The organism is Citrobacter sp. Cm046 (genome assembly GCF_030333065.1).
GTDB lineage: Bacteria > Pseudomonadota > Gammaproteobacteria > Enterobacterales > Enterobacteriaceae > Citrobacter > Citrobacter murliniae.
Genome location: NZ_JAOWGP010000044.1, coordinates 170,112 through 192,315, shown reverse-complemented (window position 1 = coordinate 192,315; position 22,204 = coordinate 170,112). Strand labels below are relative to the sequence as shown.

General features: G+C 47.1%; 21 protein-coding genes and 1 pseudogene. 17 read left to right on the top strand and 5 right to left on the bottom strand.

The genetic code is table 11. The features are described 5' to 3' along the window. Positions 1-77 precede the first annotated feature (77 nt). Together OGX98_RS18855 and OGX98_RS18850 are read right to left on the bottom strand one after the other, a co-directional pair. Positions 78-569 (bottom strand): hypothetical protein, encoded by a 492-nt coding sequence (locus OGX98_RS18855; protein ID WP_052369285.1) that lies wholly within the window; start codon positions 567-569, stop codon positions 78-80. Next, complete coding sequence (locus OGX98_RS18850; RefSeq protein WP_045443754.1) at positions 570-1,379, bottom strand: winged helix-turn-helix domain-containing protein; 810 nt, start codon at positions 1,377-1,379, stop codon at positions 570-572. Between the two features lie 414 nt (positions 1,380-1,793). Between OGX98_RS18850 and OGX98_RS18845 the strand changes: the two genes are divergently transcribed. Genes OGX98_RS18845 through OGX98_RS18830 form a run of 4 tightly spaced genes read left to right on the top strand, consistent with a single transcriptional unit; the run spans position 1,794 to position 6,717 of the window. Further along, positions 1,794-2,381: a fimbrial protein gene (locus tag OGX98_RS18845; RefSeq protein WP_286595750.1), complete on the top strand. Its 588-nt coding sequence runs from the start codon at positions 1,794-1,796 to the stop codon at positions 2,379-2,381. Positions 2,382-2,434: 53 nt separating this feature from the next. Beyond that, the gene (locus OGX98_RS18840; protein ID WP_045443760.1) at positions 2,435-3,130 is read left to right on the top strand and encodes a fimbrial biogenesis chaperone; all 696 of its coding nucleotides are present in this window, start codon (positions 2,435-2,437) and stop codon (positions 3,128-3,130) included. Between the two features lie 15 nt (positions 3,131-3,145). Beyond that, entirely contained in the window at positions 3,146-5,638 is a 2,493-nt protein-coding gene (locus OGX98_RS18835) for a fimbria/pilus outer membrane usher protein (RefSeq protein ID WP_286595748.1), read from the top strand. Positions 5,639-5,652: 14 nt separating this feature from the next. After that, the gene (locus tag OGX98_RS18830; protein ID WP_286595882.1) at positions 5,653-6,717 is read left to right on the top strand and encodes a fimbrial protein; all 1,065 of its coding nucleotides are present in this window, start codon (positions 5,653-5,655) and stop codon (positions 6,715-6,717) included. A gap of 91 nt (positions 6,718-6,808) precedes the next feature. Here OGX98_RS18830 and OGX98_RS18825 read toward each other — a convergent pair whose 3' ends face one another. After that, positions 6,809-7,261 carry a hypothetical protein gene (locus tag OGX98_RS18825; protein ID WP_286595746.1) on the bottom strand — a complete coding sequence of 151 codons (453 nt, stop codon included), beginning with the start codon at positions 7,259-7,261 and terminating at the stop codon, positions 6,809-6,811. Between the two features lie 55 nt (positions 7,262-7,316). Between OGX98_RS18825 and hyaA the strand changes: the two genes are divergently transcribed. From hyaA to cbdX, 9 genes and pseudogenes are all read left to right on the top strand, one after another. Beyond that, positions 7,317-8,438: a hydrogenase 1 small subunit gene (gene hyaA / locus OGX98_RS18820; protein ID WP_045449661.1), complete on the top strand. Its 1,122-nt coding sequence runs from the start codon at positions 7,317-7,319 to the stop codon at positions 8,436-8,438. Beyond that, positions 8,435-10,228: a Ni/Fe-hydrogenase large subunit gene (gene hyaB / locus OGX98_RS18815; RefSeq protein ID WP_286595744.1), complete on the top strand. Its 1,794-nt coding sequence runs from the start codon at positions 8,435-8,437 to the stop codon at positions 10,226-10,228. Before hyaA ends, hyaB begins: the two co-directional genes overlap by 4 nt. Positions 10,229-10,305: 77 nt before the next feature. After that, on the top strand, positions 10,306-10,980 hold the full coding sequence (gene hyaC, locus OGX98_RS18810; protein WP_286595743.1) for a Ni/Fe-hydrogenase b-type cytochrome subunit: 675 nt from the start codon (positions 10,306-10,308) through the stop codon (positions 10,978-10,980). Continuing rightward, positions 10,977-11,570: a hydrogenase 1 maturation protease gene (gene hyaD, locus OGX98_RS18805; protein ID WP_286595741.1), complete on the top strand. Its 594-nt coding sequence runs from the start codon at positions 10,977-10,979 to the stop codon at positions 11,568-11,570. Before hyaC ends, hyaD begins: the two co-directional genes overlap by 4 nt. Next, positions 11,564-11,968, top strand: a complete 405-nt coding sequence (gene hyaE / locus OGX98_RS18800; protein WP_286595740.1) for a hydrogenase-1 operon protein HyaE — start codon at positions 11,564-11,566, stop codon at positions 11,966-11,968. The genes hyaD and hyaE overlap by 7 nt, the downstream gene beginning before the upstream one ends. Further along, entirely contained in the window at positions 11,965-12,822 is an 858-nt protein-coding gene (locus OGX98_RS18795; RefSeq protein WP_286595739.1) for a hydrogenase expression/formation protein, read from the top strand. Before hyaE ends, OGX98_RS18795 begins: the two co-directional genes overlap by 4 nt. Positions 12,823-12,922: 100 nt before the next feature. Beyond that, on the top strand, positions 12,923-14,467 hold the full coding sequence (appC, locus tag OGX98_RS18790) for a cytochrome bd-II oxidase subunit 1 (protein WP_286595738.1): 1,545 nt from the start codon (positions 12,923-12,925) through the stop codon (positions 14,465-14,467). An 11-nt stretch (positions 14,468-14,478) separates the two neighbouring features. Beyond that, positions 14,479-15,611 (top strand): annotated as a pseudogene (gene appB / locus OGX98_RS18785) (cytochrome d ubiquinol oxidase subunit II). A gap of 12 nt (positions 15,612-15,623) precedes the next feature. Then, the gene (cbdX, locus tag OGX98_RS18780) at positions 15,624-15,713 is read left to right on the top strand and encodes a cytochrome bd-II oxidase subunit CbdX (protein WP_286595737.1); all 90 of its coding nucleotides are present in this window, start codon (positions 15,624-15,626) and stop codon (positions 15,711-15,713) included. A 126-nt stretch (positions 15,714-15,839) separates the two neighbouring features. Here cbdX and OGX98_RS18775 read toward each other — a convergent pair whose 3' ends face one another. Further along, positions 15,840-16,043: a 2-hydroxymuconate tautomerase family protein gene (locus OGX98_RS18775; protein WP_045443799.1), complete on the bottom strand. Its 204-nt coding sequence runs from the start codon at positions 16,041-16,043 to the stop codon at positions 15,840-15,842. Positions 16,044-16,146: 103 nt separating this feature from the next. Further along, on the bottom strand, positions 16,147-17,337 hold the full coding sequence (locus OGX98_RS18770) for an MFS transporter (protein ID WP_225760997.1): 1,191 nt from the start codon (positions 17,335-17,337) through the stop codon (positions 16,147-16,149). A gap of 108 nt (positions 17,338-17,445) precedes the next feature. On the opposite strand from OGX98_RS18770, the gene OGX98_RS18765 reads away from it, so the two are divergent. The 4 genes from OGX98_RS18765 (at position 17,446) to OGX98_RS18750 (ending at position 22,187) form a co-directional block, all read left to right on the top strand. After that, complete coding sequence (locus OGX98_RS18765) at positions 17,446-18,318, top strand: LysR substrate-binding domain-containing protein (RefSeq protein ID WP_045443805.1); 873 nt, start codon at positions 17,446-17,448, stop codon at positions 18,316-18,318. Between the two features lie 266 nt (positions 18,319-18,584). Further along, on the top strand, positions 18,585-19,115 hold the full coding sequence (locus OGX98_RS18760; protein ID WP_045443808.1) for a Csu type fimbrial protein: 531 nt from the start codon (positions 18,585-18,587) through the stop codon (positions 19,113-19,115). Positions 19,116-19,129: 14 nt separating this feature from the next. Continuing rightward, complete coding sequence (locus OGX98_RS18755; RefSeq protein WP_045443811.1) at positions 19,130-19,852, top strand: fimbrial biogenesis chaperone; 723 nt, start codon at positions 19,130-19,132, stop codon at positions 19,850-19,852. Between the two features lie 55 nt (positions 19,853-19,907). Further along, a complete protein-coding gene (locus tag OGX98_RS18750; protein WP_286595881.1) occupies positions 19,908-22,187 on the top strand; it encodes a fimbria/pilus outer membrane usher protein in 2,280 nt (759 codons plus the stop codon). The last annotated feature ends 17 nt before the right edge of the window (positions 22,188-22,204 follow it).

Below are 22,204 nucleotides of genomic sequence, written 5' to 3'. Positions count from 1 at the left end.
GGTTAGCTAACTACAGCAACTCAAACAACTGCAATTATCCGTGATGGAAATCTCCGTATTGAAACGGCTAATAAAATTCACGAATACATATCAACGCAAACCATAACAGGTAGTACAAGTCCCTGGATAAGCCTCACCTGCCCCTTGATCTGAAAGACAGAGAAGAAGTTTGTACCTCCAAGTACCATTTCATTTAACATAACCTCAGGCGCTAAATCCTCTGGAGTTTTAGTCATTTTCACATCCGTTATATTAAAAATATTTGAACCAACGACCTTATCTACACTAACCTGATAATCTCTATTAATCAGATAACTTTCCCCCTTCTGAGTCATTATTCCTTTATGAATGATAGTAACAGCGCCAGAACTATTAAAGATAAAAAAAGATGTCACACGGATCTCTGCATCTTCACCAGATGAATCAGCTTTACGTACAACGACATCTGATTGACACCGAAAATCATCAAGATGATGTTCATCCCGGATAAAGTAATAAAAAATCACACAACCAGTGGCAATCAACATAATTATGACAAATATTATCTTTAACAACTTATCAGTCATCATCTAAGTTCCTGTCATGTTCCTGTAAGATATACAATTTTTATAATCGTCGGCCTCTTTATTCCAATAGCATACACCTAAAAAAACAATTTCAATCTGGTGTTGTCCAAAGTTTGAATAGTAGACATCAGCACCGGGTAATTGACAATTGACATGCTCATCAACAATCATATTTCGTATCCTGTCCAGATAATGATTTACTGGCTCAACTTTGTTTTTTCCAACAAAATAAACTGCACACTCACTAATTTTACCGAGAAAATGTTGATGAATACCTTCTGAATACGGGTGCGGGTAATCGTCTTTTCGAATTAGTAGCAAAAATGTAGTTATCCCTATAAAAATACTGATAAAAAACACCCTCAACTTCCATACATGCTGTCGTGAAAATTGAGAACAAAAATGCCAACGGGTATTCATGAGGAAAATTTTATTGCGGGGTGTTTTTTCTGCCACCTGTTTTTGACTATCAGAAACTCTCAGTGTGTGATGATCAATATTCGCCTCAAGACAGAAACCCTTGCCTCGGATGGTCCTTATCAGCATGGGGTCACATCCGAGATAACGAAACGCTTTTCTTATTTCACTTACAGCTACATTCAGACTCACTGAAGAACCTGTGAATCCATGATCTTCCCACACTTTCTTTATCAAATCTTCACGTTCTACTACGTGTCCATTATTAATGATTAATACGTATAATAATCTTGCACCTTGGTTAGATAAATGAATCGATGATTCTTCCTCACCATTAATCATAATAATTCCGCTATCGACTTCGTAAAGCATTGTAAGATCAATGAGGTACTTCATAAGTATCCTTACGAGCTAGTACATAAGAGAAATAATACCCACAAAATATTATGCGTCAAGTAAAGCCAACTAATTAACCGCAATGAAGTTATATATCCTGGGTAATTAAGAATTATTAAATGATTATTATGCATAGATATATCAGGCGTAGTAGATAGTAAAAATAATTCAGCCCAGCAAAGAAGATTATAATGTCGTTTATCGCCATTAATCAGTATAATGTTTTGATATGTGTCTTTTTGTTGCATGATACTCACGTTGAAGCAGAGTCGTTTCATCGACATACATATACCTCTGATGTTTCTGATTAGAAAACTTTAGTCACGTATTTAATTCAATGGTAAATCTGTGCGAAAGAATCAACTCCCCCGCTACATACCCATATTATTTGATATCAATCAAACGGAGTTTATTATGATTAAAAAGGTCATGATCGTATCTGCATTTGCAGCAGTTACCACTTCAGCAAGTACGATTGCTGCCGACGATACTGCTGGTGGCGTTATCAACTTTAGTGGTGCTATTACAGATACAACTTGTACAATTAATGGAGGTAAAAGTGCTGACTTTACTGTAGCGCTCTCTCCTATTACAATTACGGAAGCAGGAAATACTGTAGGCCTTATCAACAAAAATAAAAAGTCATTTTCAATGACATTCTCTGATTGTACACCAGCAGTTAGTACCTCAGGCATCCATTTTTTGAAAATTCATTTCTTTTCTGCTGATAATATTTCAACTGATGGGAAATATTTATTAAATAACTCCGTCAACGAAAACGACCCAAGCGTTGCACGTAATGTTGGCTTCTCACTTGTAGAGCCGGGTGCTACCGCACCAATTATTCTAAACCAACCATATACAACCTCGATTACAGAAGCCGCAAAATTATCTGACGAAGAGACACTCACTCTGGATGTTTACTACTATAAGACAAATACCACTGCCGCCACTGTGGGGGCATTAAGTTCGAACGTTACTTATACCATTTCATACCTGTAAGTCTCACCCATTCAGACTCTGCAAAAGCAGAGTCTGAATTAAAGGTTATAATCATGCTTAAAGCAACTTTACTGACTGTGTTTTTTCTAAGCATTAGCAATACACATGCTAATATAGTGATCAATGGCACGCGAATTCTTTATCCTGAAAAGAGTAAAGAAGTTATCGTTCAATTAATTAATAATGGCGATGCTCCTTCTTTAGTTCAATCATGGATTGATGATGGGAACATAAAATCAACCCCAGAAACTGCAAATGTTCCCTTTCTGCTTTCCCCCCCAGTAATAAAGGTTAACCCTAATAATGGTCAACATCTTCGCATCAAAAAGATACCGGCGAATCTGCCGACAGATCGTGAATCCGTTTTCTTTCTCAATGTACTGGATATTCCACCGACCCCTGAAAACTTACATGGTCAGAATACAATACAACTTGCTATCAAGACTCGTATCAAACTATTTTATCGCCCTGCCGCTTTAAATGGTTCTGTGGATAGTGCATTGTCCAGGCTAAAATTTATCGCAGAACATAAGCAGCTACGTATCATTAATGAAAGTCCTTTTAATATTACTATCGCTAATATTGAAAATATTCAAAAAGATAAATTACTGAATGAGCCGTTGATGATTTCGCCATTTGCACATGAAATCACCTTAACAACAAAAACTATCAACCCGGGTCAAAAATACTGGATTATGTATGTTGATGACCTGGGGGCATATAAACGCCACACTATCACCAGTCAGTGATAGGAATGTTTCATCATGCAAATTACACAAAACAAGTTTTATCTATTGGTTATATGTCCGCTTCTATTTTCGTACAGATCGAGCGCCCTGACTTTCGATACTTCTATACTTGCTGGAGCATCTGGCAAGTCTGATCTTTCTCGCTTTTATGAAAATAATGAAATGCCAGTTGGTAAACATCCATTAAATATCTACGTAAATGGTAACTGGAAAGGCTGCTATGATGTCATATACGGAAAAGAACGAGATGATATCCGTCTCGACTGGAAAGATTCACAACTACTAGGAATTAATACTCAAAATATCCCTACACCTGCAACTGAATCCGCTCAGGTGCAATTGCATGATTTGGTACAGGGAGGACGTATTGAAACGGATCCAGGTTCGTTAAGTGTAAAACTTACTGTTCCTCAGGCCGCGATAATTCGTACAGAAGAAGGCTATGTTGCCCCACAATTTTGGGATGAAGGTATCTCTGCAATAACACTTTCATACAACATGACCTACTACAACACGCAAACTAAAACACCCCCAAAAGCCAACAATGATGATTTCTACGCTGGTCTTAATTCCGGGGTTAATCTGCTCGGTTGGCAATTTCGTGATAACAGCACATGGAGTAAGCGCACCAGTAACGAAGGCCAGTGGGAAAATAATACCCGTTACTTTCGCAAACCCATTGCCGGACTGAAATCAAATCTGACTTTCGGTGATTTCTATACACCCGGTGATCTCTTTGACTCCCTTAGGATCCGAGGGTTTTCAATTAATTCTGAGATGAAAATGCGGCCTAATTCTCAACAAGGTTTTTCTCCAGTGATACATGGTATCGCGCAGACTAACGCTCTCGTTAAAGTAATCCAAAGCGGCAATATCATTTACCAGGAGAATGTACCACCGGGCCAATTTTCCCTGGACAGTATTCAGCCAACAGGTTCCGCAGGAGATCTCCTGGTGGTCATTCGTGAAGCCGATGGGACAGAGCAATCTTTCACAGTGCCTTTTTCATCTGTGCCTGGCATGCTAAAAGCAGGGGTAACTCAATACGGTATTATCGCAGGGAAAGTTAACCAGACCACTATTGATACCACTCCCTCTTTTGTTCAGGGGACTTTCAGTTATGGCATCAATAACCTAATTACGGGTTACACCGGGGCGATCATTAGTGATAACTACCAGGCAAGTTTGTTCGGTTCTGGCTGGAACCTTCCTTTCGGCGCAGTTTCAATAGATGTTACCCACGCAAACACTAAGCTAGAGAATGCTACAAATAGTGGGCAAAGCTACAGGATATCCTACAGCAAATTTATCGATTCCACTGCCACAAACTTTACTGTGGCGGCTTATCATTATTCAACTAAAGGATATTATAGTTTCAACGATGCACTTTATTCACATGAGAGTTATCATCTTCTGAAAATAAGCCATGAAGACTATGCAGATAATGTTTATAATGCAACAGATATGCCTTTTAATACTAAAGAGGCAACATACACTACACGTCCTAAAAATACATTTACGCTCAACTTAAACCAGCGTTTGACTGACTCATGGGGGACTATATTTTTATCGGGTACACAGAGCGATTACTGGGATTCAGGACAAAAAAAACTCGAATATCAAATGGGATATTCAAATTCGTTAGGAAAAAGCAGCTATTCCATCTCTTCCAGCCGCGTAAGGGATATCCAAGGGAAAGAAGAAACACGTATGTATGCTTCATTAAGTTTGCCATTTTCATTATTTGAAGAAACAGCCTGGATAAGTTCCAGTGTTTCTGCCAGTGATACACATTATGAACAAAGCAACATTAGTATAAGCGGGACCGCAATGGCTTCTAACCGGTTAACTTATTCCCTGTCCGAAAGCCACTCAAATAATGGTGATAATATGGCGAGTCTTAATGCCACATACAGGTCCAACTATTCTACCCTGGGGACATCATACAGCAAATCAGCAAATTTTCGGCAGTCAGGTATGAGCAGTCGAGGAAGCATTGTAGCGTTCCCATGGAGTATTCTCACCTCGAATGAAATAAGCAATACGATGACTATCGTAGAAGCACCTGCAGCCTCTGGGTTAATGATAAATGGTGATGAAAGCATCATTACAAACAATAATGGCCTGGCACTTGTACCTTATGCTACGCCTTATCGCAAAAATTCAATTACGTTAGCAGAAACAGACACCCATTCAGGAGCAGAAATAATAGGAAATATGGCAAATAGCGCACCATACGATGGTGCAATTAACTATCTATATTTTGAAACAGATAAGCGTCAAACATGGGAACTTCACGCAACACGGTCTGATGCTTCTCCCCTACCTTTCGGTACTGAAGTCTTTAATGAAGAGAATATCTCTGTTGGTTATGTCGGCCAGGCAAGCATGCTTTATTTGCGTGCAGAACATCCACCAAAACGCCTGAGAGTCAGGATGCGTGATAGTTACTGTGACATAACATATCCCGTATTCAGTTTGAATTCACCTACTGCTATTTGTAAATAAAAACAGGATCGATAATAATGAAGTGGCTCCTTCTCATGTTGTTCGCTTTTGTCAGCAGCACTAGCTACGCTACCTGCTCCGGTAATGGTATAAGCTATGCCGCCCCCATAAATGTCGATTTATCAGACAAACTAAGCACAGCTACGCCAGAATGGACGGGGACGTTCACTACTCAGTATGCTGGCACTTTTAACTGTACAACATATAATAGTGATTTTGCGTATACTCCGATACTCTCAAATAACATAAAATACGCAACCATTCTTGGATTCAACAATAATAAACACATGATACTTGCAGAAATAACGAGTACTCATTCAACAGTTACTTTGAAATCGAATGGATTGCACTCTGCTTCAGAGTTGAATACCCGTTTCAACGTACGATTTTCGCTGGTAAACCAGGGAGGAATGGCTATCACAGGAGAAACAGTGAAACTTTATGATGTTTTGTTTGTGAGTGATCTTAGTGGATTGTCCTTTTCAGAAATCATATTATGGCCATTAAATCAGGTACAAAAAATATTCACATGGCTATTCAACGGTTTCAGGTGGCCATATGATACGCGCGACATGTTTGGTCAACCCATGATAATTAAATACTCACCGAAACAAACTACTTGTTCATTTATTAATGCTGGGTTGACGGTCAGTCTCCCTACCCTGGGAGTAAACCAGATTAACTCTTCAAACCAGCCCGGATTAACACCTTTTATATTGAATATGCGATGTCAGGATATAAGCATAGCTGGCACTTCAGACCGGGCAATCGAAATGTTTTTGTCAAGCAATACGTTACACTCCTCTGATAATTCAGTACTCGTGGACAACAGCGCATCTGGAATAAAAGGCATTGGATTGCGTTTGACTCTACAGAGTAAACCGCAAACACCAGTTATGATTTCCACCTCAAACACCAGCAGGGGTATGGCAACGCTGCTTTATAATGTTTCGGCTGGACACTCTATAAGCGATAATTTTTCAATTCCAATGACAGTATACTATTACGCATGGGATAAAGAAAACATCACCCAGGGTAAAATAAATACATCCGCCACATTAAATATTATCTATCCATAAAATGAACATTCTAAATTTTATGATAATATTTTTTTAAACTTACTAAAAATAATAACGAAAACATCTCATCACTGAGCGATAACAGGTGGTATCAGTAATATTTTCCTGAAAACTGCATATCAGGTAAAAAGGAGAAGCGCATCCACACATAGAAAAAGTGGAGCGCTACATTGGACCTTGTGTACAAACGTCGTATTACAGTTTTAAAAATCCACGCACTTGCGTGGATTTCTTTGAGACTTGCCAGCCCATCTCCGCTATTACCACTTATCGCTTTTGCCCCGATGGATCCGGTTATGTTTTCTACGGTTAGCTTGTTTGCACCACTTTCATGACCGCAAAGTAGAAAACAGGCACGAATATATCGCAATAAGATATAACCACACCCATTACATTGTTTCTTACCGCTGATCGGATACTCTTTTTTCACATTATCTCTGGCGGCGTTTGCCAGTACAGGATGGAGTGCAATCGCGCTGCACATGTGGTGTGCAATGCGATAATTTTCCTTGTCAGTAGAACGTCGGCGGGTTCGCAAATGCACCGTATGCCACTGGTGGAGTGCGGTGCAGAAAGGAGAAGAAACGCGCGTTATGAATATGAATAACGAGGAGACTTTTTATCAAGCCATGCGTCGTAAGGGAGTAAGCCGACGCAGTTTTCTCAAATATTGTAGCCTTGCAGCCACATCGCTGGGTCTCGGTGCCGGAATGACGCCGAAAATAGCCTGGGCACTGGAGAATAAACCCAGAATTCCGGTTGTCTGGATCCATGGCCTGGAATGTACCTGCTGCACCGAATCGTTTATCCGCTCCTCTCACCCTCTCGCCAAAGATGTCATCCTCTCACTGATTTCCCTCGATTATGACGACACCCTGATGGCCGCCGCCGGTACGCAGGCCGAAGAGGTATTTGATGACATCCTCAACCGCTACCACGGCAGATATATATTGGCAGTAGAAGGTAACCCTCCTCTGGGTGAGCAAGGCATGTTCTGCATCAGCGGCGGACGCCCATTTATCGAGAAATTAAAGAGAGCCGCGGCGGGAGCCAGCGCGATTATCGCCTGGGGAACCTGCGCTTCCTGGGGCTGCGTTCAGGCGGCCCGGCCTAATCCAACCCAGGCGACACCTATCGATAAAGTGATCACCGACAAACCGATCGTCAAGGTCCCCGGTTGCCCCCCCATCCCGGATGTCATGAGCGCCATCATTACTTATATGGTGACCTTTGATCGTCTGCCTGACCTGGATCGTCTGGGACGCCCACTCATGTTTTATGGCCAGCGCATTCACGACAAATGTTACCGCCGCGCGCATTTTGATGCCGGTGAGTTCGTCGAGAGTTGGGATGATGACGCCGCCCGTAAAGGATACTGCCTGTACAAAATGGGCTGTAAAGGGCCAACCACCTATAACGCCTGTTCTACCACCCGCTGGAATGGTGGTGTCTCCTTCCCGATCCAGTCTGGTCACGGTTGTCTGGGATGTTCAGAGAACGGTTTCTGGGATCGCGGTTCGTTCTATAGCCGTGTGGTCGATATTCCACAGATGGGTACTCACTCTACCGCCGATACCGTGGGTCTCACCGCCCTCGGTGTCGTAGCCGCAAGTGTGGGCGTGCATGCTGTCGCCAGCGCCGTGAATCAACACAACCGACATAAACAGCAATTAGCAGAAGCCGGACAACAGCAGTCAGACAAAGAGGACAAACAGGCATGAGTAACCAGTATCAAACCCAGGGATATACAGTAAATAATGCCGGTCGTCGTCTGGTTGTAGACCCAATTACCCGTATCGAAGGACACATGCGATGCGAGGTAAACATTGATGAGCAAAACATCATTACTAATGCAGTTTCCTGCGGCACCATGTTTCGGGGCCTGGAGATTATTCTTCAGGGACGAGACCCGCGTGACGCCTGGGCGTTTGTCGAACGTATTTGCGGAGTATGTACCGGCGTACATGCGCTTGCATCGGTCTATGCCATTGAAGATGCCATTGGCATCAAAGTGCCCGATAACGCCAACATCATTCGTAACATCATGCTGGCCACACTGTGGTGCCATGACCACCTGGTGCACTTTTATCAGTTAGCCGGAATGGACTGGATTGACGTCCTGAACGCCCTGAAAGCCGATCCGCGCGCAACATCACAACTGGCACAGAGTCTCTCTTCGTGGCCGATGTCATCACCCGGCTACTTCTTTGACGTACAAAACCGTCTGAAGAAATTTGTCGAAGGTGGTCAGTTGGGGATCTTCCGTAACGGTTATTGGGGACACCCTCAGTACAAACTGTCGCCGGAGGCCAACCTGATGGGTTTTGCCCACTATCTGGAAGCCCTCGATTTTCAACGAGAGATTATCAAAATCCATACCGTGTTTGGCGGTAAGAATCCCCATCCTAACTGGATTGTCGGCGGCATGCCGTGCGCTATCAACATCGATCAGAGCGGCGCGGTAGGCGCTGTCGATATGGAACGTCTCAACCTGGTTCAGTCGATCATCACCCGCACGGCCGACTTCATCAACAATGTGATGGTCCCTGACGCACTGGCCATCGGCCAGTTCAATAAGGCGTGGAGTCAAATTGGTACCGGACTGTCTGATAAATGCGTATTGAGCTACGGCGCTTTCCCGGACATCGCTAACGACTTCAGCCAGAAGAGTCTGCTGATGCCTGGTGGCGCTGTCATTAATGGCGATTTTAAAAACGTGATGCCAGTAGATCTGGCCGATCAGCAACAGATTCAGGAATTCGTAGATCACGCCTGGTATCGTTACCCTGACGATCAACAAGGCCGCCATCCGTTCGAAGGTATCACAGAGCCCTGGTATAACCCGGGCGACGTCAAAGGCAGTGATATTCATATCCAGCAACTCAACGAGCAAGAACGCTATTCCTGGATCAAAGCGCCTCGCTGGCGTGGCCACGCCATGGAAGTTGGACCGTTAGCGCGCACGCTGATTGCCTACCACAAAGGAGATGCCGCCACGATTGAATCAGTAGATCGAATGATGTCCGCGCTCAACCTGCCATTATCGGGTATTCAGTCAACGCTGGGTCGCATCCTGTGTCGCGCACATGAAGCACAGTGGGCCGTGAGTAAACTGCAATACTTCTTCGACAAACTGATGACCAACCTGAAAAACGGCAATCTGGCTACTGCCAATACCGATAAGTGGGAACCTGCAAGCTGGCCGCAACACTGTCGCGGTATCGGTTTTACCGAAGCGCCTCGCGGTGCATTAGGGCACTGGGCGTCGATTCGCGATCATAAGATCGATCTGTATCAGTGTGTGGTTCCGACAACCTGGAATGCCAGTCCGCGCGACCCCAAAGGACAAATTGGTGCCTACGAAGCGGCATTGATGGGAACCCGGATGGCAATCCCGGATCAACCACTGGAGATCCTGCGAACTTTGCACAGTTTCGATCCCTGTCTGGCTTGTTCAACCCACGTACTCGGCGACGACGGCAGCGAACTCATCTCAGTCCAGGTACGCTAAGCGTTAAGGAAAGGAACGATGACTGGAACGACACCCAAAGCGTCGGGGAGGCGCGTGACACCGCCGTCAGCCACTATGTGTTCGAAGCACCTGTGCGCTTGTGGCACTGGCTTACGGTGGGCTGCATGTTGGTTTTGATGGTGACGGGATACTTTATTGGCCGCCCTTTACCGTCCGTCAGTGGTGAGGCCACCTATCTGTTCTATATGGGAGACATCCGGCTGGTGCATTTCGCTGCCGCGATGCTGTTCACGGTGATACTGCTGGGGCGCATCTACTGGGCCTTCGTTGGTAACCGTTATTCACGAGAACTGTTTGTGGTACCGGTCTGGCGCCGCAGTTGGTGGCTGGGGGCATTTTCGGTGGTGCGCTGGTATCTGTTTCTGGAAAAAAAACCGGGGGATGATATCGGACATAACCCTGTCGCACAGGCAGCGATGTTCGGTTACTTCCTGTTATCGGTTTTTATGATCCTCACCGGTTTTGCCCTATACAGCGAGCATAGCCAGTACGCCATCTTTACCCCCTTCAACTATGTGACGGCATTTTTCTACTGGGCTGGTGGTAACTCTATCGACATTCACAGCTGGCACCGGTTAGGAATGTGGCTCATTGCTGCCTTCATCACCGGACATGTGTATATGGCAATCCGCGAGGACATCATGTCTGACGATACCGTCATCTCAACCATGATCAACGGCTACCGTAGCCACAAATTTCCCCGACGTCAGCACGACAAGGAGGCGTCATGAGTGAGCCAAACGTCATTGTGATGGGCCTGGGCAACTTGTTGTGGGCAGACGAAGGATTTGGCATTCGTGTCGCTGAACGCCTGTACGCCCATTACCACTGGCCGGAATACGTGGAGATCGTTGACGGTGGCACTCAGGGATTGAACCTTCTGGGTTACGTTGAGAGTGCCAGCCATTTGTTGCTGCTTGACGCCATCGACTACGGACTCGCACCAGGCACCCTGCAAACCTACGCCGGTCAAAAAGTTCCCAGTTACCTCAGCGCAAAAAAGATGAGCCTGCACCAGAACAGCTTTTCCGAGGTGCTTGCCCTGGCTGATATTCGCGGTCATCTGCCCTCGCACATTGCTTTGGTCGGGCTGCAACCGGCACAACTGGACGAATATGGTGGGAGTCTGACCGACATCGCGCGCGCTCAGCTACTGGCTGCGGAGCAAGCCTCACTTAGGCAACTGGCTGCATGGGGCATTGTGCCAGAAGCAAACGAAGAAGCGCGTTGCCTTAACTATGAATGCCTGTCGATGGAAAACTATGAAGGTATACGCATCCGCCAGTACCGGATGACGCTGGAGGAACAAGAGAAGTGTTGAATGACAACCCGTTTTCTGCGCTATGGCAACGGATGCTGGCCCGTGGCTGGCAGCCGCTGAACGCGTCTGAACTGGACACCTGGATAGAACGTGTTAGTGATGGCGTCGTACTGCTCAGTAGCGATCCCCGCCGCACACCGGAAGTCAGCGATAACCCGGTGATGATGGCCGAATTACTCCGTGAGTTTCCCCTGTTTGACTGGCACATAGCCATGGCTGACCTGGAACAAAGTGAAGCAATTGGCGATCGTTTCGGCGTATTTCGTTTCCCTGCCACCCTGGTGTTTACCCGCAGGGAACTACGCGGCATCCTCAGCGGCATCCACCCATGGGCCGATCTGCTTTCCCTGATGCGCCCACTGGTTGAAGAACACGTTCCAGCGGAGTCAGAAAAATGAGCGATTCCTTTTTCCATCTGCTGGGGCCGGGGACACAACCAGACGATGACAGTTTTACTATGAATCCATTGCCTCTCACCTGCCAGGTAAACAGCGCCCCCAGCATGGCGGCGCTGGAAAGCTGCCAGCATAGCCCGACGGTGATGGCATTGTTAGCCGAACTGCGCAAACAACTCACCCGGCGCATCCCTGCCAAAGAGGAAGTCCTCGGGTGGGATTTATCCGCACTAAATGCAGACGATCTCACGTTTCTCAATACATTGCTGGGTGAAGGAGAAGTTTCAGCACGTATTCAGCATGCAGACGGCAGCGAGAGCGAGATCCAGGAGTCAATTTTCTGTGGTATCTGGCGGATACGTCGCCAGTCCAGCAATCAGCAATGGGAAGAGCGACTGGAAGCGGGTAGCGCCCCTCTGGTGCTGTGGCAGGCGGCAACACTGAATACATTGCCGGACGATACCCTGCTGCCACCGCCAGTCGACGGGTTGATGAACGGCCTGACGCTGGCCCAGGAATTACTGGCACACGTTCGCAACCCGGCAACGCAACCCCACAGTATCAATCTCACCCAACTCCCGATTAGCGACGCTGACCGTCTGTTCCTCACACGCTTATGCGGCCAGGGCCACATCCAGATCCGCACTGTTGGTTACGGTGAAAGCCAAATCGATGCCACGGCATTACGCCATGTCTGGCATGTCCGCTGTCTGGATACTCTCAAGGGGACCCTGCTCGATAGTTACGAAATCTGTCCGTTGCCTGAACTGGTGCAGGCCGCGCCGGAAGATCTGCTCGACTCACTCCAGCGCCTGAACGAAGTCTGCGGCTGGCTGGAAGGACCTCCACATTTTTAAGGTCCGTTACCTGGGCCAGTTGCATTTTCTGTTGCTGGTCTGACGCAGTTTGTCTTTCCCATTATTTCCATTCATCTGATTATTGCCTACAGGAGTTCGCATGTGGGATGTCATTGACTTATCGCGCTGGCAATTTGCTCTGACCGCGCTTTATCATTTCCTGTTTGTCCCCCTGACACTGGGGTTGATCTTTTTACTGGCCATCATGGAAACCCTCTACGTGGTGACGGGCAAAACAATCTACCGCGATATGACGCGTTTCTGGGGTAAGTTATTCGGCATTAACTTTGCTTTGGGAGTGGCGACCGGCCTGACCATGGAGTTTCAGTTCGGCACTAACTGGTCACTCTATTCCAACTATGTGGGCGATATTTTCGGTGCCCCGCTGGCGATGGAGGCCCTGCTGGCCTTCTTTCTTGAATCCACTTTCGTGGGATTGTTCTTTTTCGGCTGGCATCGCTTAACCAAATATCAGCACCTGCTGGTGACCTGGCTGGTCGCGTTTGGCTCCAATATCTCGGCGCTGTGGATCCTCAATGCCAACGGCTGGATGCAATACCCGACAGGCGCGCACTTCAATATAGATACACTCCGCATGGAGATGAGCAGCTTTAGCGATCTAGTCTTCAACCCCGTCAGCCAGGTGAAATTTGTGCATACCGTGATGTCCGGTTATGTAACTGGCGCTATGTTTGTTATGTCTATCAGCGCCTGGTATCTGTTGCGTGGTCGCAATCGCGAGTTTGCCCTTCGCTCCTTCGCGGTTAGCTCAGTATTCGGCACACTGGCTATCCTCGGCGCTCTGCAACTGGGTGACAGCTCTGCCTATGAGGTTGCCCGGCTCCAGCCGGTAAAACTGGCAGCAATGGAAGGCGAGTGGCAAACCGAACCTGCGCCTGCCCCATTTCATGTGATCGCCTGGCCACAACAGGAACAAGAGCGTAATGCCTTTGCCGTGAAGATACCGGCACTGCTTGGCATTCTGGCTACCCACTCGTTAGATACGCCGGTTCCAGGGTTGAAGAATCTGATGGCGGAGACGTTACCCCGATTGCAACGTGGCCGGGTTGCGTGGCTGCTGATGCAGAAAATTGCCAATGGGGACCGCACACCTCAGGTGCTCAGCGCTTTCCACCGAGTAGAAAATGATTTGGGTTATGGCATCCTGCTGGCGAATTATGCCCCCAACATGAACAATGTCACACCAGATCAATATCAGGCAGCGCAACGCGGCGCAATACCGCAGGTAGCACCTGTATTCTGGAGTTTTCGCATCATGGTGGGATGCGGCTCCGCTCTGCTGCTGGTAATGGCGATTGCACTGATACAGACCTTACGCATGCGCATCGACCAACATCGCTGGGTGCTGCGTATGACGCTCTGGAGCCTGCCGTTACCGTGGATCGCCATTGAAGCAGGCTGGTTTATGACCGAGTTTGGCCGACAACCGTGGGCGATTCAGGACATTCTACCGACCTGGTACGCTCATTCAGCCCTGACCGCAGGTCAACTGGCCTTCTCTATGGGACTGATCCTTACGCTTTACACCCTGTTTTTAATTGCTGAAGTCTATCTGATGCAGAAGTACGCACGTCTTGGGCCGAGTGCGATGCAGAATCAACAACCGATGCAACAACAGGGATAAAGGAGACAATCATGTTGGATTATGAAACGTTACGGCTCATTTGGTGGCTGCTGATAGGCATCATTCTGGTAGCATTTATGGTCACTGACGGATTTGATATGGGAGTGGGATGCCTGTTACCACTGATCGCACGTAACGATGACGAACGTCGGGTGTTGATCAATAGCGTCGGTGCGCACTGGGAAGGTAACCAGGTGTGGCTCATTCTGGCAGGCGGTGCATTATTCGCCGCCTGGCCACGTGTCTATGCCGCCGCGTTTTCGGGGTTTTACGTAGCGATGATTCTGGTGCTGTGTGCTCTCTTCTTTCGTCCGTTGGCCTTTGACTATCGCGGTAAGATTGTTAATAGTCGCTGGCGCGCCTTGTGGGACACCGGATTGGTTATAGGGAGTCTGGTGCCCCTGTTATCTTCGGCGTTGCGTTTGGCAATCTGTTCCTCGGGGTTCCATTTGCCTTTACGTCGCAGCTTCATGTGGAATACTTTGGCTCCTTCTGGCAGTTACTCTCGCCCTTTGCTCTGCTGTGCGGCGCATTAAGTCTGATGCTGGTGATCCTGCAAGGGAGCGTGTGGTTGCAGCTGAAGACCGATGGCATTATTCGCCAACGGGCGCTGCCTGCCACCAGCCGCAGCGCAATGCTGGTAGTGCTCTGTTTCCTGTTAGCCGGATACTGGCTATGGGCGGGTATTAATGGCTTTGTACTGCTCAGCCAAAATGCTAATGGCCCTTCCAACCCGCTGCTAAAGGCCGTGACGATATTACCTGGTGCCTGGATGAATAACTTCATGCATACGCCGCTTCTGCTGATTATTCCGCTGCTTGGCATGCTTTTTCCGATGCTCACACTCTATGCCTGCACCCACCGTCGGATTGTCTGGGGATTCCTGTTTTCTTCACTGACCCAGGCCTGTGTGATCTTCACTGCCGGAATAACTCTGTTTCCGTTTGTGATGCCATCAAGCACGCACCCACTTTCCAGTCTGACGGTGTGGGATAGCACCTCCAGTCAAATGACGCTCAGTATTATGCTGATTATTGTGTTGATTTTTCTGCCGATCGTCCTGCTCTACACCTTGTGGAGTTATTACAAGATGTTGGGGCGAATTAATTCAGAAACTCTCCGCCGCCATCATGAACTTTACTAGGAGGTCAGTATCATGTGGTATTTATTTTGGTTCGTCAGCATTGTGCTGATGTGCTCGTTGTCTACGCTGGCCCTGGTATGGCTTGAATCTCGTCAGAAATAGATTTTAACCGGAGGGAGTGATACGCAACCTCCGGTTTATTTTATTGGTAATTGCAAAATATCCATTGTTAAGTCATGTGTAACATCAGAAGTGAAGAGTTTGCGCTCCTCACTACCAGCCAACATGTTACTTACTGATTTTACGGAGTTCTGTCACGGGCACGCCGCCAATACCCCAGTTATCTGTGTCAACCTCATCAATAACGACAATAGTTGTACTTGGATTTTTATTGAGCACATCGACCAACAATTGGGTAACCCCTTCCATCAACATTTTCTTTTGTTTATCTGTAGCACCTTCTTTCGTGATCTTTATATTTACGTAAGGCATGTTAACTCCTGTGAATTATATAAGTAACTATAACCAATTTCGGCTACATTATTTAATAGCGAACACCAACATGGCAATGCTATTTATTAGCAAACACTCTGTTTCATTTTTTACTAAAACTATCTAAGTATTTAACTTTTTCGTGCTGGAAATAGCTAATTCCTGCTGCGGCAAATAATGAACCTGCGCCCAAAAGAATCGATAGCGTCATCCCATTTTTGCTGGCCTGAAGCGCACTCACCATTAACGGTCCGGCGACTTGCCCGATGCCGTAGGTAAGCGTCACCAGCCCCAGCATGTTTATCTTACCTGGTGCTTTAATCTTTTTCGCCAGTGGCATGACCAGGGAACTTGTTCCCATAAATGTTGCACCAAAGCCAATACAACTTAAGGTCAATAGCCAGGGAGAATTTATGAATGATGCCAATACGACACAACTCGCCTGCATAATTAAGTTAACAGTCAGGCAAGGCAAGATATTCCACTGACGGGCAGCCCATAACCAACCGTAACACCCGGGGATAACCGCAAGACCAACAATCGACCATATATGATTTGCCAGAAAGTCATTTCCCATCCCTTGCGCCATTAACGGTAAATATGTAGCCACAATGATGTAACCAAAACCGGCCAGTCCATACAATAGTGCCAAATTCCACCATTGAATATCAGGCACTGACGTAGCGATCATTTTTTCGGGTGCGATAATATTTTTATTTTTTGGTAGCAAAATAATCAATACTACGAATAACATTGCAGATATAAACGCAGCACCTGACCATAAAAATTTTGAGTTTGCCGCGTAAGCAACACCGGCAATAACATATTCGTTACCAATAAAAATGCCTGCTCCGACACCGGCAAACAAGGAGGCGATGACAAAGGGATTGTGGGTATGCTGCAGGATAAGCATTGATCCAAATATCATCATGCCCGCACTCGCCACTCCAGCCATAAATCTGATGCATAAAACGATCTCAGGCGACGTCACAATGGCCATGAAATAAATAAGTATTCCGGTGGCGAGCGCAGCTGCCAGTAACATTCCCCTGAGATGATTCGCCCCGTTAAATATACCGAACGAGAAAAGAAGGCTTCCGACCAGGTATCCCGCATAGTTTGCGCTGGCAATCAGTGACAACTGCGAAAATGTGAAAATACCCTCATGCAGCATGACCGGAAGCATAGGTGTATATAAAAAACGCCCTATTCCCATTCCTAATGTTAGTACGATCATGCCGAATACAGCTGTACTCACTTGACGATGACCAGCAACGCTGTGCTCAAGATCCATTTTTTGGACTCAATATGCTAACCAAACTTAATTGTTATCTTACGTGATAAAATGATAATAAAAAGTTAATATAAATGACAAATGCGTTCACTTTGAGTGACAGTCCCTATGAACAGTACCTCCCTTAACTTGTTTAAAACCGTCGCAGAAACAGGCTCGATATCAGCAGCAGCCCGCAATCTCCACTGCGTTTCCTCCAATGTTACAACCCGTCTTAAGCAGCTGGAGTCAAGCCTTGATGTCTCGTTGTTTATACGTGAGAAAAACCGTCTCCATATCACACCTGAGGGTGAGCTTCTTCTGCGATATGCCAACAAAATTCTGGCACTTTTAGATGAAGCGGAGCTGTCCATGCAGGGGACAAAAGCGGCAGGTCCTTTACGCATAGGCGCAATGGAAACCACAGCAGCCGTACGTCTCCCATCCTTACTGGCAAATTTTCACCGGGAAATGCCTTCCGTTGAGCTGAATTTAAAGACGTCTTCAACAGAAGTGCTGGTACAACAGATCCTCAATAGCGAGCTGGATATTGCTTTCGTTGCTGACCACCATGGCTTACATGCTGAGAATTCGAGGCTGCAATCGCAGGTTTTATGTCAGGAAACGCTTGTACTGGTGACCGCAGCAGAGCACCAGGACGTTACTACAGGATCTGACCTTAAGGTGACAAGACCACTGGTCTTTGTGAAGGGGTGTAATTATCGCGCCAGATTAGGGCAATGGCTGCGACTGCAGAATGTAGATTATGCTGACCCTCTGGAGTTTGGCTCATTTCAGGCTATTCTCGGCTGCGTTAGCGCTGGGATGGGAATTGCACTTTTGCCGGAGAGCATCGTCAGGCAGTATGAAGGCAATTTCCCAATACGTTGGCACAGCATTACGCCAGAGATTGGTAATGTAAACACTGTGATGATCTGGTTGAAAAACCGGGAAGTCAGCCGCGTACTTAATTGCTTCGTATCATTTGTTGCAACGGCTTAATTTATAGATAAAAACCAGGGAATCCGTGAATATAAACACCTCAGACAATGCCTTGTCTGAGGTCCACGGTAGTATATAAAGAGCTTCAATATACTCACGCATTGGTATTATTTTTTTGTCGACCTCATCACCTTTTTCCTAAGTAAAATTCATTAGCTGAACTGGCACAAGACTAATACTTATCCTAGGGTTTAATCATGGCTTCCTGTATCACATTATTGCTTTTTTAAAGCAAAAAATGTGGTTATTTGAAAAAGGTAAAGAATATGGCTCCAGTCATAAGCGCACGCTTAATTCTTTTTTGCACCGCCTTTTCCATTCCTTCAGCAGCAAATGCCGCGACCGCGAATGGCACATTTCAAGTGCTTATGACTATTCAAAAAGCCTGTACCGTCACTACCGGTTCATCTTCAAATATTACTCTTGGGCCAGTTAATACCACTGCGACAAATACCAGCGCCAGTAACACAATTTCCATTAACTGCTCCAAAACTACCCCTTATTTTATTGGTCTGTCACCTTCAGCAGGCAATGGCGGTAATACAACAGGTGCAGGTGCTATGTCCTCTGTTGCTAACGCAGCGACGAACTCAGATAAAGTGCCTTATCAGTTGAATCAAACATCAGCAACTGGACCGGTCTGGGGGAATACTGCAACCACAACGTCTGTGGGAAATGGTGTTGCCTCAATCGGAACCGGACAGGGGCAAAACTTCACCGTTTATGCCACAGCACCAAGCGCCAACTTCACTCCTGACGACTATGCCGACACCGTAACGGTTAACGTTAACTATTAACCTCAGGAAGACAAATGATATTTAAACTGCCTGTTCAGCAGTGCGCCTGCACGTGCCTGCTAGGGTTAGCTATGAGCATAAACACCGCCACGGCAAGCGGACTTCAGATAGCACCTGTTACGTTAACGCTGCAGGCAACGCAAAACGCCGATGGGATCTGGTTAAGCAACGCGGGTGATAGCGTGCTCAATGCCCAGGTCCGGGTTTTTCGCTGGAGTCAGAGCGCTTACGGCGACAGGTTATCCCCCTCCCAGGGACTTGTTATAAGTCCACCGATGCTGGCATTAGCACCGGGTGAACGTCAGTTGATTCGCGTTATTCGCACCGCTCCGCCATCAACCCAGGCAGAAGATGCTTACCGGTTATCCATCGATGAATTACCGCCCACAAAATTACAAAAAAATAAGCTGCAATTTGTCCTGCATTATTCCGTGCCCGTTTTTATTCAGCCAGCCACACAGGCTGAAACCGAAGCAAAACTTCAATGGAAGTTACAACTACTGGATGGCAAAAAATTCCTTGAAGTCAGTAATCAGGGAAACGGACATGCACAATTATCTGCTGCAACTTTTATTAATCATAACGGTACCAAAAAAGTCATTACGTCGGGACTGCTAGGTTATGTTCTTCCAGGCTCAACTATGCGGTGGATATTATCCCCGTCCGCCAGTGATACCCATAATGGCGGTAAAGTTGAAGTAACAGTAAATGGCCAAAAAACAGTACAAGATCTCTGACTGGTCATGCTTTCTGCTGAAATTTTGCTTACTCAACGGAGCATTAATATCTGCCATGGTTTCCGCACAAGCGCTTAATAATAACCAGACAAAAAATGGCGTTATTAGTGACGCAACTCCACTTGTGGGTGCCGATTTATATCTTGATGTAACGTTAAATGGTAACCCCGTTGGGCTGGTTCACCTTGGCTATGATAATGGAAAACTCTACGCTGGCGCACAGACCTTGCGCCAGCTAGGTTTTCGCATACCACAGGAAACCTCCGGGCCTGTTAACCTGAACGACATCGACCAGTTAAATATTGACTACAACGTTCAGCAGCAAACCCTGGCGCTTACAGCACCATTGAGCGTACTTGATCTTGCCACCACTCAGCTTAACCCCCCTGCAGAGAACGCACCGATGGCATCATCATCGCGTGGGGCGTTACTCAATTATGATGTCTATGCGCAACAGGGGGATGAAAGCGGTTTTAACACCTTTAGCGAACTGCGCGCTTTCAACAGCTTAGGGGTATTAAGTACAACCCAGCTTACGCAATATTCTACTGTTGCAAATGCGAATAACACTTTTAACCGGCTGGATACCAGCTGGCGTTCCTCGTTTCCGCAGGACATGCTGGCGATCACCGTTGGCGATACCCTGACAAGCTCACTCGCCTGGTCCCGACCTACCCACATCGGCGGTATTCAGATTGGGACCGATTTTGGTCTGCAACCCTATATGCCAACCACCCCACTCCCCGCCTACCTCGGCTCCGCAACCGTCCCCTCGAACGTTGAGCTGTACGTCAACGGAGTCAGGTACTACAACGGAGAAGTTCCGGCCGGGAGTTTTCAGATAAACACCATGCCAAACATCAGTGGCGCGGGTACCGGCCAGGTGATGATGACAGACGCGCTGGGCAGAACAACGGTACAAAACTTCTCTTTTTATAACGATCAACAACTCCTGCGGGCAGGGCTAACATCCTGGTCAGCTGAGCTGGGCGCAGTCCGGGAGAATTACGGTTACTCCTCATTTGATTATGCCAGCGTCCCTGTACTCAGCGGTACCTGGCGTCGGGGGATCAGCAATACGTTCACCGCTGGCGTCCATGCAGAAACAAGTGATGGGCTTATTAATGCGGGTTTCAGTAATGACTGGATCCCCGGTAGCCGCAGCGGAACGCTGTCCACCGCTCTGGCAGCCAGCGCCGACTCAGGGAAAAATGGTTTTTTGTACAGCGTGGGTTATCGCTGGTCTGCGGATAAATTTAATTTCAGCACCACTACCACCGCTACCTCCGGCGATTATCGGGACGTTGCCACCCATTATGGCGAGCCGCCGCCGACGCTGACCAGCAACACGGTTATTGGTTATTCAATGGCGTCTGCCGGGAATGTCAGCCTCAGCTACCTGCAGTTTCGCTATCCGCACGAAACGGCAGTGCGTTACGCCAACGCCAGTTGGTACAAATCTGTCACCGATAATGTCTCCCTCAATGCAGGCTTCAATCAGAACATTGATGATGACCGCGATCGCAGCATCTATCTGATGGTGACAGTCACCACCGGCAATAACCTGAGTGCCAGTAGCACCATACAACACACCAATAATGAAACCGGCTATCAGCTAAATGCCAGTCAGACACCGCCTGCCGACGGTGGATGGGGATGGAATATTGCCGCCAACCAACAGGCATCCCGCCAAAGCGGCCAGGGTGAGGTGGGATACCTGGGACGTTATGGGAAAGCATATACCGGCTTTAGTCGTTTACCGGACAACCACTATGGATATGCGGGGGTGACCGGTTCTCTGGTCACGATGGGCGGCGGCCTGTTTGCTGCCCGTGAAATCAATAATGGTTTTGCTGTGGTATCAACAGACGGCGTTCCTGACGTCCCTGTCAAACTGCAAAATAATCTTGTCGGGCACAGCGATGATCAGGGTTTGTTGTTAGTTACATCGTTGAACAGCTACCAAAGTAATCAGATCAGTATCGACCCGATGGATCTTCCCGCCAATATGCGGATCTCACGCGTTGAGGCTAACGCAACACCAGCGGATCGTTCCGGAACACTTGTCAGTTTTGGCATAACTCCCGTTCGCGCCGCACAAGTCATCCTGGTGGATGTTCAGGGTAAGGCGATTCCTGAGGGCAGCATGGCGAACGCTACCACCGGTTCGGGTCAGTCGTCTGTCGTCGGATTTGACGGTATGACCTGGTTCGACACGCTGGAACAACATAATCGTCTGCGCGTCGATACTGAAACCGGCAGTTGCAACGTGCAGTTTGACTACCCTCCTTCAGCAAAAGGCATTGTGCAGATAGGACCACTGGTATGCCGGTAAAAAGAACAGGAGAATTT